At 67.0% G+C, this 12,845-nt stretch carries 10 protein-coding genes; 3 read left to right on the forward strand and 7 right to left on the reverse strand.

Annotated elements, in window-relative coordinates; genetic code table 11:
• Positions 1-84: 84 nt before the first annotated feature.
• Entirely contained in the window at positions 85-1,443 is a 1,359-nt protein-coding gene (locus HMPREF3174_RS05670) for a family 4 glycosyl hydrolase (RefSeq protein WP_068538886.1), read from the reverse strand.
• 1,036 nt (positions 1,444-2,479) lie between these two features.
• Between HMPREF3174_RS05670 and HMPREF3174_RS05675 the strand changes: the two genes are divergently transcribed.
• Positions 2,480-3,673: a carbohydrate kinase family protein gene (locus HMPREF3174_RS05675; RefSeq protein ID WP_070448179.1), complete on the forward strand. Its 1,194-nt coding sequence runs from the start codon at positions 2,480-2,482 to the stop codon at positions 3,671-3,673.
• Between the two features lie 43 nt (positions 3,674-3,716).
• Here the strand turns inward: HMPREF3174_RS05675 and HMPREF3174_RS05680 are convergent, their stop codons facing one another.
• The 3 genes from HMPREF3174_RS05680 to HMPREF3174_RS05690 are packed head-to-tail and all read right to left on the reverse strand — an operon-like array spanning position 3,717 to position 7,461.
• A complete protein-coding gene (locus tag HMPREF3174_RS05680; RefSeq protein WP_201783135.1) occupies positions 3,717-4,820 on the reverse strand; it encodes an ABC transporter substrate-binding protein in 1,104 nt (367 codons plus the stop codon).
• Positions 4,817-5,968, reverse strand: coding sequence for an ABC transporter permease (locus HMPREF3174_RS05685; protein WP_062612746.1), 1,152 nt, complete (start codon positions 5,966-5,968; stop codon positions 4,817-4,819). The genes HMPREF3174_RS05680 and HMPREF3174_RS05685 overlap by 4 nt, the downstream gene beginning before the upstream one ends.
• Positions 5,965-7,461, reverse strand: coding sequence for a sugar ABC transporter ATP-binding protein (locus HMPREF3174_RS05690; protein ID WP_070448180.1), 1,497 nt, complete (start codon positions 7,459-7,461; stop codon positions 5,965-5,967). Before HMPREF3174_RS05690 ends, HMPREF3174_RS05685 begins: the two co-directional genes overlap by 4 nt.
• A 202-nt stretch (positions 7,462-7,663) precedes the next feature.
• On the opposite strand from HMPREF3174_RS05690, the gene HMPREF3174_RS05695 reads away from it, so the two are divergent.
• Both HMPREF3174_RS05695 and HMPREF3174_RS05700 read left to right on the forward strand, forming a co-directional pair.
• Entirely contained in the window at positions 7,664-8,581 is a 918-nt protein-coding gene (locus HMPREF3174_RS05695; protein ID WP_083297695.1) for a GntR family transcriptional regulator, read from the forward strand.
• Between the two features lie 199 nt (positions 8,582-8,780).
• Positions 8,781-9,881, forward strand: coding sequence for an App1 family protein (locus HMPREF3174_RS05700; RefSeq protein WP_062612752.1), 1,101 nt, complete (start codon positions 8,781-8,783; stop codon positions 9,879-9,881).
• Between the two features lie 158 nt (positions 9,882-10,039).
• Here HMPREF3174_RS05700 and HMPREF3174_RS05705 read toward each other — a convergent pair whose 3' ends face one another.
• The 3 genes from HMPREF3174_RS05705 to HMPREF3174_RS05715 form a co-directional block, all read right to left on the reverse strand.
• Positions 10,040-11,002: an ADP-ribosylglycohydrolase family protein gene (locus HMPREF3174_RS05705; RefSeq protein ID WP_160326859.1), complete on the reverse strand. Its 963-nt coding sequence runs from the start codon at positions 11,000-11,002 to the stop codon at positions 10,040-10,042.
• A gap of 173 nt (positions 11,003-11,175) precedes the next feature.
• A complete protein-coding gene (locus tag HMPREF3174_RS05710) occupies positions 11,176-11,475 on the reverse strand; it encodes a hypothetical protein (RefSeq protein WP_143602064.1) in 300 nt (99 codons plus the stop codon).
• An 83-nt stretch (positions 11,476-11,558) separates the two neighbouring features.
• On the reverse strand, positions 11,559-12,584 hold the full coding sequence (locus tag HMPREF3174_RS05715; protein WP_070448181.1) for an endonuclease/exonuclease/phosphatase family protein: 1,026 nt from the start codon (positions 12,582-12,584) through the stop codon (positions 11,559-11,561).
• Positions 12,585-12,845 lie beyond the last annotated feature (261 nt).

Genomic DNA, 12,845 nt, shown 5'->3' on the forward strand with positions numbered 1-12,845 from the left:
CCGGCCGGCCCCCGCGGGGGCCGGCCGGCGCCCCCTTTGCACATGCAACACTAATCCAGCACTATTTCCCGCTTTCTGCGTGCGTCACCCCTGGGCGAACACGCGGGCCACATCGGGGTTGCGCGCGATGTAGGCATCCAGGACCTCACGAGCCACATCGATCGAGTCAACAAGCGGGTGACTGGCCAACGCCTTCCACGCGATCTCCCGATCCCCCTTGAGCGCAGCCTCGATGACCAACTCCTCGCACGCCTTCACCGAGGTCATCAACCCAAGTTCGGGCCCCGTCACCGGCTCCGGACGCCGGGGGTGAATACCGTTCGCATCCACGACACACGGAACCTCTACCACGGCGTCGGCCCGAAGCTCGGGCACGAGCAACCCCCGGCCTGACTCGTCGTCGGAATTACCCACGCCAAGGATCATCTGGAACTGGGAGGTCGCACCGTTGCTCAGCGCGTTCATCAACTCCAGAGCGACGCGCGGATAGCCGCCGATGTCGATCCCCTCCTCGGGACGTCCCTCACCCTCCTCGCGAGCCTCGGCCATGTACGTAGCGTCACGCTCGGCGTCGGCGGCACGCCACACCTCGCCCGCCCGGCCCGGATTCGCCTCCGCTGACTCGTAGAAGCGCCCCTGCTGCTTAACGAGGAACTCGCCACGAGTCTGACCGTGGCGCAAGCGCTGCACGATTTCCCGATTCTTGTAGTAGTAATACAGGTACTCGTTGGGCATGTGCCCAAGCGCACGAATCCAGTCCGCGCCGATGACCTGGGTTTCCTCCATCCGGGCCAGAAGAGAATCGTCTGCTAGGAGGCGTGGCAGGTGGTCAACGCCATTCGACGTCATCGAGCGCAGCCAGCCGAGGTGGTTGAGGCCGACGTAGTCGTAGGTGGTCGTGGATTCCTCCAGGCCAAGCACGTGAATCGCCCGGCGCACCAGCCCGATCGGGGTGTCACAAATACTCACAACGCGCGGGTAAATCGTCCGCATCGCCTGCGTGATGACACCAGCCGGGTTCGTGAAGTTCAGGACCCAGGCGCTGGGCGCGAGCTCGGCGACCGCGCGGGCGAGGCGGAGGGCCTCCGGGATTTGACGGAACGCGTAGGCGTAGCCGGCGACTCCCACCGTCTCCTGGCCGAGTACGCCGCGGCACAGCGCCTCCCGCTCATCGATCACGCGCCCGCATGCCCCTGAGACGCGCATCGCGGAAAAGACGTAGTCCGCGCCGCGGACGGCATCCGATAGCGACGTCGTCGTGGTCACGGACCCGATCGCCTCTGCCAGTCCCAGCTGGACCAGGACGTTGCGCATAATGGCAAGGCGGGCGGGGTCGATGTCGTACAGGCATAGCTCGTCCAGGTGCACCGGAGAGTCCTCCTGGAACACGGATGCCACGTGCGGGACGCGGAAGCCGCCCCCGCCGATCAACGTCAGTTTCATGATGCCTTCCTTTCGGATCCAAGCCTAGCGAGCTACCAGGGCCAATGGCACGGTGGGCGGTTCGAGGTAACCGCCCTGGAGGCCGATCCCGAGGGTTCTTTGCGGGCCAGAAGAGCGTTGTCAGCGAGGAGGCGTCGAGCGCTGTGGACGCAGCGACTCGTGAGTCCCTGCCGTCCGCATCCCCACAACAGGACAGTCACCAAGGACGAAGAAGATCCCCGCCTCAGCCTTTAGCTACAATTTCAACGGCTTGATCAAGAAGTACGGCTTCACCATGCGTGTGCCCGGCGCATTCCACCTTGGTAGAAGACGCCGGGCACGTCGCCGTGTTGCCTCAAAGGCGCGGGGCTACCCATAGAGACAGCCCACTTTTCTGCTCCTCAACGGTCTTCAGCCGTCAACTTGGTGACTCATCTGGTCTTGATGACTTTTTCTAGCCGAGTCACGCTGGTGCTTCTCTCTGCCCATGTACTTCCACGCCCGTATTCCGTTCGATTACCTCAATTTCTGTTCCATGAACACTTTCCACACTGGATACGGGAACAGCGTCAGGCTTCATAGAGTCCAAGAGATACCCTTGTTGGAGCTTATCTAGTAGCCCAGCAGCTACTTCCTCGTTGACGCCGTAGGACGCAAACTCGCCGATAAGGGAAGCTCTCTCCTCTTCGGTGAGCTCGACTGAGTGAGCGCTTGCTGAAATCTCCGCAGTTTCAGAGGTTGCATGCGCATGAGCTACTGCGGTTGTTGGCGCAAGAAGCATAACAATAGCGAGGCTTGCTAAGCCTCGACGTACAATCGACGATGACGACATTGACGGCTGAACCGTAACGGGAGCTACAAATGAACTCGACTGATCTCCAACGCACCGTTGCACTGATACCAATGACTTAGTGTTTATAGCGTAGCACCGGAGGTTTCGCCGCTACAAGGTTTTCAAAAGAGAGCAATGGTCTTGTTCTCGCCTACTACACGCCAAGATTTGACCCACATTTGGCAGGGCGCGGCGATTGTCGGAGGGCGCGGGTAGGCTGGGGGTATGGGTGAAAAGGCTGAGGTTGTAGCTAATGTGGTGGCGGCGGGGCCGCTGTTTTTGGACGTCGTGCAGTTCGGGCTCGAGCACGCCCCGCGGCCCGGCGAAGAGCAGTGGGTCGCGGGCGGCGCCGTCATGGCTGGCGGCGTGGCGAACCAGGCGATCGCGTGCGCACGGCTCGGCCTGAACGTGGACGTAGTGACAAATGTCGGCGCGGATAGGGCCGGGCGCTGGGTGGCCGAGGTGCTCGCCGAGGAAGGCGTGGGCCTGGCGGGCTCCACGCGTGGGGGGACGCAATCCGTGACCGTGGCGCAGGTGCTGGACGGCGACCGGGCGTTCACCACGTACGGGGACGGCGCCTACCCCGACCTGCCGGCCGGCCTGGCGGATGCGGCGCCGGGGTTCGTGGTGGCGTCGGTGGACTACCTGGCGCGGAACCTCGAATGCCTGAAGCAGCTACGGGGCGCCGGGACCGTGGTCGTGGCAGACACGGCTTGGGACCCCACCGGGCGCTGGGATCGCGCCGACCTCGACCCGCTGGCTCAAGCCGACATCTTCGTCCCCAACGCCGCCGAAGCCCTCGCCTACACGCGGGCGGGGAACGTGCGGGAAGCCGCCCGGCGGTTGCTGGAGCTGGTGCCCACCGTGGTCGTGACCTGCGGCGGGGACGGGGTAGTGATCGCCAGCCGGCCCACGTGCGTGCTGACAAGGGATCATGCGCTGGGTGGCCCGGCTGGGGCTAGCGCCGGTGGGCCGGGCGCGCTCATCATCGAGCTACCGGCGATCGACGTGGAGGCAAAAGACACCACCGGCGCGGGAGACTCCTTCACCGCCGGGCTCGTGCGTGCACTCGCCCGCGGGGCCAAACTACTCGAGGCCGTGGTGCTCGGCCAGGTGGTGGCGGGGTGGACCGTGCAGCGGCTTGGGGGATCGGCGGCGGCGCCCACCCGTGCTGACCTGCGGGAATGGGCCGGGTCGGGCCAACTGCGCTGGGCCCTCCCCACCGACACGGCGGGGCCAGGCGAGCCGAGCCTCGGCCGCGAACCGGAATTCACGGGACGATTTGGGCCGTATCTTCGTATATACGTAGATGAGGTCGAAATCGTCCCGCAAAAATCCGCCCGCCTCGGTGCTGGCCCCACTGACTGGCCGACAATCCCGGACCCGGCGGCCGTGGCGGCCGCCTACGCCGGCGACTAGCAGCCGGCCGCCCGGCACCGCCGGCTAGCTGCCCCGCACCCCGCTAGTCGTAGACCGCCTTCTGGATGTCGGGGTCGTCGAGGTTAGTGGCGTCGTACCAGTAGAAGCCGGAGTCGATCTCGGGCTCGACCTCCTCACCCTTGGCGGCGGCCACCGCCTTCTCCACCGCGATGTACCCCATCTGATACGGGTTCTGCGTGACGGCCCCAGCCATCACACCCTTGCGGATGAGCCCGATCTGCACCGCACCGGAGTCGAACCCGATCACCTGCACGTCACGCTCGGTGCGGCGCACGGTTTGCGCGGCGGCAACGGCGCCGTCGTCGTCGGTTGCGAACATACCGGCGAGATCGGGGTGAGCCTGGAGGATCGCGGCGGCTTGCTGTTCGGCTTTGGCCTGGTCGGAATCGTTGTACTGGACGTCCACCACATCGACGCCGGGGGCGTTGGCGGCGAGCCAGCCGATGAAGCCATCGCGTCGGTCAGTGCCGGTGACAGACGTCGAGGACTGGGCGAGCACCGCCACCTTGCCCTCCCCGCCGAGCAGCTCGGCCATGTGTTTGGCGGCCTCGGCGGCGGCGGCGCGGTTGTCGGTGGCCACGGTGGAGACGGGGATATCGGAGCCGGGCACGCCGGAGTCGAACGCGATGACGGGGATGCCCGAGTCCACGAACTGTTGCAACGCGATGACGGACGCGGAGGAGTCGAGAGCGGCGAACACGAACGCGTCAGGGTGTTGGACGTGGGCGAGGTTGATCTGGTCCACCTGCCGCACCACGTCCGACTCCGTGTCCGGCCCGGAGAACGTCACGTTCACCCCCAGGTCCTGCCCGGCGGCCATCGTGCCGACCTTGACGGCGGCCCAGAACGGACTCGCGTACCCCTTGGCGACCACAGCGATATCCATCCGCCCGTTCGACCCCGACACGCGTTCGCCCAGGCCCGCACACCCGGTCAGCCCCAGGGTGAGGGCCGCCCCGGTGGTGAGGGCCGCGAGCGCGCTGACGATCCAGGGCCGGCGGGGGTGGCGGCTCACGCGCGGCCGCTGGCCCCGGTGTTGGCGTTGGCCGGACGGGCGCGCCGCGGGTCCCGCCTGCGGCGCGCCCACCACGCCACCCCGGCACATAATTCCTTTCAACGTTCTCATGCCGCCGCCTTCGGCTTCCTCCGCACGTCCACAAACACCGCGATGAGCACGATGATGCCGAGCACGATCTTCTGGTTTTGGTCGGACATGCCGAGGTGGACGGCGCCGTTGCGGATGGTCGCGATGAGGATCGCGCCCACCACCGATCCGAACACGGAGGCGTTGCCGCCGCGCAGCGACGCCCCACCCAGGACGGCCGCCGCGATCGCATACATCTCATACGACTGGCCCACGTCCGGCTTGCCCGACGCCAACCTCGATGCCATCAGCACCCCCGCCAGGCCCGTGAACGTGCCGGCCAGCGCATACACGCGCCACTTCCAGCGCTGGACGTTGACGCCGGACAGCTCGGTGGCCTCTTCGTTTGAGCCCATCGCCAGCGCATACCGCCCGATCAGCGTGTGCTTGAGCAGGAAGTGCGCCACCACGGCCGCCAAGATGCACAGGTAAATCGCGTTCGTCAGCCCGAAGGTCTTGCCGTTGCCGAGCGCCAAGAACGGCCCAAAATCGTTGAGCGGGATCGACGACGTCCCCGTAATCGACAGCGCCGCACCCCACGCCACCAGCATCATCGCCAGCGTGGCCACCATCGGCTGCATGTTCAGCTTCGCCACAAGGAAGCCGTTCACGACGCCGAGCACCAGCCCAGCCAAGATTCCTGCGAGGACGCCGGCCGCAATAGCCAGCCCCATCGGCCCGCCCACCTTCGTCATCGCGAGCGCCGCGATCACGCCGGTGAACGCCATGCCGAATCCGGGGGTGAGGTCGATGCCGCCGGTGGCAATCACGAACGTGAGCCCGAGCGCCAGCAGGATGTACACCGACGCGTCCAGCAGCAGCGCCGACATGTTGCCCAGGTCCAGAAAGTACGGGCTCGCCACCGCGAAAACCGCCACGAGCACCAGCTCCGACACCACGATCAGCACCTGCGCCGGGTGCTTCGCATACAGCCGGCCGAGCAACCCGCCGCCGACCTTCCGACGCTCCCGCACCTTGATCCCGCCGCGCTCGCCGGCGTGCACGACGCCGCCCGTGCCAGCCGCGCCCACGTCCCCGGCGCTACCCGCGCCAGCACCAGCCGCGCTGGCAGCGCGGGCCGTGCGCCCGTCGTCGTCGGGCCTCACAGCCGATTCGACCTTGCCGTTCATGCTTCTCCTTCTGCCGCAACGAAACGCGTTGCCAAATCCATGATGTTCTCCTGCGTGGCCTCGGCGTTGTCGAGGACCCCGGTCAGCCGGCCCTGGCACATGACGCCAATCCGGTGCGCCACGCGCTGCAGCTCGGCGATCTCAGAGGAGATGACCACGATGGCTTTCCCCTCCCCCGCCAGCGACTCCATCAGCCGATAAATGTCATCCTTCGCACCCACGTCCACGCCGCGGGTGGGCTCGTCGAAAATGAGGACGTCGCAGTCGCGGGCCACCCACTTGGCGATGACCACCTTCTGCTGATTCCCGCCCGAGAGCGCCTTGACCTTCTGTTCCACCGACGGCGTGGCAATCGCCAGGTCATCCACCGAGCGCTCGGCCACCTCACCAGCGAACGAGTCATCCACCACCCCGTGCCGCGACCACCGCGCCAGCGAGGGCAACGCCACATTCTGCGTCAGCGACTGCTCAAGCAGCAGCCCGTAATGCTTGCGGTCCTCCGACAGGTAGCCGATCCCTCCACGCACGGCCTCCTCCACCGTGGTGGCGAGCAGGGCCTTTCCGGCGACGACGACGTCGCCCGCCTCCTTGCCGTCCGCCCCGACGATCGCCCGCGCGGTTTCCGTCCGGCCCGCCCCCACCAGGCCGGCCAGGCCGAAGATCTCGCCCGCACGGACAGTGAAGGACACGTCACGCACGAAACCAGCCGACAGGTTACGCACCTCCAACTTCGGCTCGCCACCCGGGTGGGGGTCCGGGCGGGGGGAGGTATCAATGACGCGGCCGACCATGAGGGCAATCATGTCCTCACGCGTGAGGTCCGCGGTGGGGTGGGAGGCGACGATGACGCCATCGCGCAACACCGTGACCTGCGTGCACAGCTCCTGGATCTCCTCCAAGCGGTGCGAAATGTAGATGACGGCGCGGTCGCCGCCCGCGATGAACTCGCGCACGATGGCGTAAAGCTGGGTGACCTCGTGCTCCGACAGCGCGGCGGTGGGCTCGTCCATGATGAGGATCCGGGCGTCCATCGACAACGCCTTCGCGATCTCCACCATCTGCTGGCCCGCGACCGTCAGGGTGCCGAGCCGGATCGTGGGGTCGATGTCCAGACCCACCCTTAGCAGGATGCCGCGGGCGCCGGCCGCCATAGCGGCGTCGTCGATGAAGTGACCCCGGCGCGGCTCGCGGCCAAAGTAAATGTTCTGGGCGACGCTCAGGTCAGCCATCAGGTTGAGCTCTTGGTGGATGAGCGCGATGCCGCGGCGCTGGGCGTCCAGCGGGCCGGCGATCGAGACCGGCTGGCCGTCGAGCAGCACCTGACCGGCGTCGGCGTGCTCGATGCCGCCGAGGATCTTCATCAGCGTGGACTTACCCGCACCGTTTTCGCCCACGAGCGCGTGGATCTGGCCCGCGCGGAGCGAAAAGTCCACGCCGTCCAGCGCCTGCACCCCCGGGTAGCGCTTCGAGATCGAGCGCGCTTCGAGAAGCATATAACACATCCCAACTTAGGCGAGCTGCGAAGCGGAGGTGCCTCAACACCACATTTGTATGGAATCATGCGGGTTAAGGCACGCCGGAGCGCGGCTCATTCACGAACATAGTCTACTCTATGTCATGACAAAGCCGTTTTCTAGGAGCGTCTCGCCGTGCGGCTAGAATGGGCTGAGAGACACATCGCAGGGAGGAGCTCAGATGACTGACGCAGAGCGCGCCGAGGCGCGGGCGGCGGGCGCGGGTGGCTCGGTGGTTGCGAGCTCGGACCGGGCAGGTGCGGCCGGCGTAGGATCGGCGGGCCGGGGCGCGGGCGGCGCAGGCTCCGCGGGGCAGGGCGGCGTCGGCAGCCTGGAGGCGAGCAGCCGGACGTCGGGCGTGAGGTGGGAGCCCACCGTCGTGCTTGACCGAACCTCCAGCCAGCCGCTCCACGCCCAGATTTCCGCACCGATCAAGCGCGCGATCCTCGAGGGGCACCTACTGCCGGGGACGAGGATTGAAAATGAGGTGTCGATGTCGCGGAGGCTGAACGTCTCGCGGCCGACCACCCGCCAGGCGCTCCAGACCCTGGTGGATGCGGGGTTCCTGCTGCGGCGTCGTGGGGTGGGGACCGTGGTGGCCCCGCAGCCGAAGCGGCAGCTCATGCGCCTGCCGTCCCTGCACGAGGAGATCAAGGCGACCGGGCACGCCTCCACCACCGAAATCCTCAACTACAACCACCGCCGCGCCACCGACGCCATCGCCGAACAGCTGGGCATACCGATCGACACGCCGGTCGTGGAGCTGGAGCGGCTACGCAAGCGCGACGGCGTGCCCGTGGCGATCCTTTACAACTGGCTGCCCGCCAAGATCACCCCGCCGCGGGAAAAGCTCGAGGATCACGGGTTGTACGAGCTGCTGCGCGAAGCGGGGGTGGAGCCGACGTCGACCACGCAGTCTGTCGGCGCCGAACGCCCCGACCGGCGCGAGGCCAAACTGCTTGCCATCTCCCTGCGCGACCCCGTCCTCACCATCGACCGCACCGCCTTCGACCCCAGCGGGCACATCATCGAGTGGGGGTTCCATATCTATCGAGCAGATTTGTATAGGTACGAATCGACCGTGTTCGCCCAGGCGTAGGCGGGTGGGCCGCGCCGGGCGCCGATAATCCGCGTCCCCAGCCCTGGTTCCCAGCGGCGCCGACACAACTCGTGAACCTGAGAGCGACCTCGCCCACATAGCAATCGCCAGCCGGTATATTCACGACTTCTGTCGGGCACCCCGCCCTCGCATTGCCGCCGCCCTCGCACTGCCAGCCCGACCCTTGTAGGCTGGAGCTATGGCTCTGGCTGATGTGGTCCGCAACTTTGAAGACGGCGCGAACAGGCGCAACACCGTGCGCTTGCGCGAGCGCGGATGGGAGCCGCGGCTGACCGGCTACGCCGGCTGGGGCTCGGTGCACGCGGCGAAGGTGCTAGCCCGCGCTACGATGGCCGACCCCAACGACTCCCAGCCCTTCAAGCTTCCCTTCCTGCCGAAGTCGATGCACTCGCTGACCTCCCCGCAAATGTCCGGCCTGGCGAAACTCGCCACGCAGAACGCGGAGAAGGCCCAGCGCGGGTGGCGCCAGTTTTTCACCACGCAGGTGGGCTTCCTCCCGGTCACGGTGCAGCTTGGCAACCGCACGATTAAGACGCGCACGGACCGCTCCGGCTACGTCGACCTCCTCATCGAAGATCACGGCCTCGCCCCCGGCTGGCACGAAGCCACCCTGACCCCGGCCGCGGGCGAGCCGATCACGGCGCCGGTGATGATCGTGGCGAACCAGGTCACCACCGGCCTGATCTCAGACATCGACGACACGATCGTCGTCACCTGGCTACCCCGCTCGATGCTCGCGGCCTACAACTCCTTCGTCCTGCACACGGACATGCGCCAGCCCGTGCCCGGCATGGCCGACTTCTACCACGCCCTCCTCGAGCCGACGCCGGACGCGCCCGTCTTCTACCTGTCCACCGGCGCGTGGAACGTCTATTCGACGATGCTGAGTTTCATCCAGCACAACGCGTTGCCGATCGGCCCGATGCTCCTCACCGACTGGGGCCCCACCCCCACCGGCCTGTTCCGCTCCGGCCAGGAACACAAGAAAACCCAGCTGCGCAACTTGCTCATCATGTTCCCCAACATCTCGTGGTACTTGGTGGGCGACGACGGTCAGCACGACCCCCTCATCTACGACGAGCTCGCCCGCGCCTACCCGCGCCGCGTTCGCGGTATCGCGCTACGCACGCTCAACCCCGTGGAGCAGGTGCTCTCCCACGGCACCACGGAGGCCACGGCATTGCACCGCGAGGAGTCGGACCTTGAGGACGACGGCGTCCCCATCATTCGCGGCGAAGACGGGTACGCGCTGCTGGGTCAGGTGGAGCGCTTCCGGTAGGTGACACGCGCAGGCCGTCCCTTGACGGGACGAAATGAGCCGTATCTTCGTATATGCGTAGATACGGCTGAAATCGTCCCGCGAAGGGCGCGGGTGCGGTTCAGCCTGGCGGGGCACGCCCGCCCGGGAGCGCCCGCCCGAGCCGCCCAGCCGCCCGGCTAGAAACCCCGCGGCTGGGAGTTGCGCACGATCCGTTCGCCCATGTCGGCGAGCTGGCCGCTGCTCATGCCGGGCCAGCCGTGCACCGATTCCTTCCAGGCCGCTGGGATCGCGCTTTCGCCCCATCGGGCGCCAAGCAGCGCACCCACAATAGCCGCCACCGTGTCCGTATCCCCGCCCAGCTTGACCGCCCGGCGCAGCCCGTCGTACATCGCGGCCTCCCCGAAGTAGTCCTGGGTGGCCTTCACGGCGAACCACGCGCACTGCAACGCCGACACCGCCGAGCTATTCGTCCGCGGGTTGACCAGCCCCGATTCGGCGTCGGTAATCCAGTCCTCCCACTTCGGGCGCGACTCGGCGAGTAGCAGGTCCATGCCCGCCCGCACGTCAAGCACCCCGTCGATCACGGCCACGCGCATCGCCTCAGCCCACAGCACGCACGCCTCCTCGACCTCGCGGTCGTCGTGCGTGAGGGATGCGATGCTGCGAGCCGCCCGCGCGGTGGCGTCGCGGTCCCACAGGAATGCGATCCCAATCGGCGCGATCCTACCGAGCGCTGCGTTGCCCGCCGCCCGCTCAGTGTTCGCCGAGTACTCGCGCGCGGCCTGCCGCAGCCGGTCAGACACGTCGCCCGTCAACCGCGACGCATTAAGCAACACCGCGCGGGTTTGGATGCCGATGTCAGTGGCGCCATCGTGCATCCAGTTGATGAAGTTCTGGCCAATCTCGTCGTGAGCCCGGTCCGACGTGAGGCTGAGCCCGGAGTCCGCCACGGACGCGATGCAGATCGCCATCTGCGTGTCGTCGCTCCATTCGGCCGGTTCGTACGGGCCGAGCCCGCCGCCGAGCATCTGCGGGTCATCCGTTCCGCGCGTGAATTCGTACGGCACGCCGAGCGCGTCTCCGCACGCGGAGGCCAGGAGCGCCCCGCGCCCGCGGTCGACCATCAAATCAGTGAGCACATAGTCCATGGGGCACCTCCGTCGGTTTCCCCCAGCTTACCCCGATCATCACGACGTGGGTGGGCTGGCTCACGTTTTGACCGGCCTAGGCCGCGGCGCCTAGTCGGCTCGTGCGCGAAGTCTGGCGGCCGGGCTCTGCCTGCCGGGGCTCAACGCCTGGCCGCCGTCGCCGGCTACTGGGGGTCGACCTTAACGGCCTCCACCGTGATCTCGTCCTCGACGCGCGGATCGTCCTGGCGGACCTTCTCCTTCACCGCGTCGGTGGCCTCGTGCAGCTTCTCCGAGGCGAGGTTCTGCGCCTGCTGGAACGTGTCGGCCGCCTGGTGGCGGACCTTCGAGCGACCATCACGCACCACGTTCGAATCCCACACGCGCTTCGTCCCAGTCTTAATTTGCTCGTAGCGCTCACGGCCCGCCCGCGCGCCCAGCACGTACGCGATCGCGCCCACGGTCACAGTCCTCAAGAAACCCATGGTTCCCCCTTCGTTAGTTTTTCTCCAGCATAACGACGCCGACCCTCCCCGGCCGCCCGATATGCGGTGCGCTGAATCCGCGCCTAGTCCCCAGCCGGCGCCAACCGCACGATGATCCCGCGATGATCGCTGCCGCCGGCGGGCACGCCTACGGCCTCCACCCCGCGGTAGCTGCCGTCGGTGACCACGCGATCAATCGGCGTGGTCAGTAGCGCGGGCAGGTTGGACGGCCACGTGCCAAGACCGCCGGCGCCTGCCTCGATGCGGGCGTCGGTGCAGTCCGCCCCGAGCGTCATCTGATGATCCACGGTCGAATTGAAGTCACCAGCCATGATCACCGGCCCGCTAGCACACTGGCTGTAAATCGCGGAAATATCGGACTTCCAGCGGCCCATATGCGCGAGGACGGGAGCAAACGGGTGCACGCCGATAATCTTGGGCCCCTGCCCGTTTGCCGGCACCACCATGACTGTCGAACCCGGCAACCCCTCCGGCTCCACCTGCGCGTACTCCCCGAGCGAGTCGGAAATAAGCACCACCGTGGACTCAAACTCCGTGGCGTAGCGGTCAGTGCCCGTGTCGAACTGATGGAAGTCCAGCCCACGCTCGGCCAGTAGCCCCACGAGCTCCTCGCCGCGTGCCGTGGCCGTCTCCGTCAACACGAGCACATCCACGCCGTTCCTCACCACCGACGCGGCCAGATCCTCCATATCCACCGACCCGCCGAGCGTATTGAACGACAACACCGTGACCTCGCCATTACCCGCGCCTGCCACCGTGACCCCGCGGTCCGGTTTCAACTGCTCCGGCGACTCAATCCCCCGCGCATACACCGTGCCCCCATGGAAGATCGCCATCACCAGGTACGCTACGGCCGTGGCCAGCGCAATCCGCCCCGAGTCCACTAGCCTGCGCCGGATGCCCGCAAAACTAAAGAGGAAGATCGCCACACCGAAGAACACAATTGCCAGCCACACCCGCAAAGCCATGACCTGCGCCATCGGCGTGTCAAGCACCCAATTTTCGGCACCCGGCAGCAGGTCCGGCCGCAACGTCAGCGCGCCCACTGCCACAAAAACGGCCGCCAGGAATCCCCACACGTACTTCATTAGGCTCCCCTCGTCTCCGAGCCTTCATCCTAGTGGCCGCCTCCGACAATTCTGCGAAGCGGCCAGGCGTGGGGTCGAGCGCGCCCAGCCCATCAGGCCCGGCCCTAGCGCATCAGATTAGACGCCGCTCGCACGATGCCGTGCCGATCCGCGTCCGACTCCGGCACGCGGCGAAACCAGGGCCCGGGGGAACCGGCAGCCGGGCGCTGCCACGCCGACGCGCAAGAGGGCCCGGGGGCCGGCACACCATGCCGGCCCCCG

This window comes from Trueperella sp. HMSC08H06, assembly GCF_001808465.1.
GTDB lineage: Bacteria > Actinomycetota > Actinomycetes > Actinomycetales > Actinomycetaceae > Trueperella > Trueperella bernardiae.

What these genes read in the sequence shown, in the direction of transcription:
- HMPREF3174_RS05680 (WP_201783135.1), bottom strand. Translation starts at nt 4,820, where the DNA reads ATGAGAACGTTGAAAGGAATTATGTGCCGGGGTGGCGTGGTGGGCGCG.
- HMPREF3174_RS05700 (WP_062612752.1), top strand. Translation starts at nt 8,781, where the DNA reads ATGGCTCTGGCTGATGTGGTCCGCAACTTTGAAGACGGCGCGAACAGG.
- HMPREF3174_RS05695 (WP_083297695.1), top strand. Translation starts at nt 7,664, where the DNA reads ATGACTGACGCAGAGCGCGCCGAGGCGCGGGCGGCGGGCGCGGGTGGC.
- HMPREF3174_RS05675 (WP_070448179.1), top strand. Translation starts at nt 2,480, where the DNA reads ATGGGTGAAAAGGCTGAGGTTGTAGCTAATGTGGTGGCGGCGGGGCCG.
- HMPREF3174_RS05670 (WP_068538886.1), bottom strand. Translation starts at nt 1,443, where the DNA reads ATGAAACTGACGTTGATCGGCGGGGGCGGCTTCCGCGTCCCGCACGTG.
- HMPREF3174_RS05715 (WP_070448181.1), bottom strand. Translation starts at nt 12,584, where the DNA reads ATGAAGTACGTGTGGGGATTCCTGGCGGCCGTTTTTGTGGCAGTGGGC.
- HMPREF3174_RS05690 (WP_070448180.1), bottom strand. Translation starts at nt 7,461, where the DNA reads ATGCTTCTCGAAGCGCGCTCGATCTCGAAGCGCTACCCGGGGGTGCAG.
- HMPREF3174_RS05710 (WP_143602064.1), bottom strand. Translation starts at nt 11,475, where the DNA reads ATGGGTTTCTTGAGGACTGTGACCGTGGGCGCGATCGCGTACGTGCTG.
- HMPREF3174_RS05685 (WP_062612746.1), bottom strand. Translation starts at nt 5,968, where the DNA reads ATGAACGGCAAGGTCGAATCGGCTGTGAGGCCCGACGACGACGGGCGC.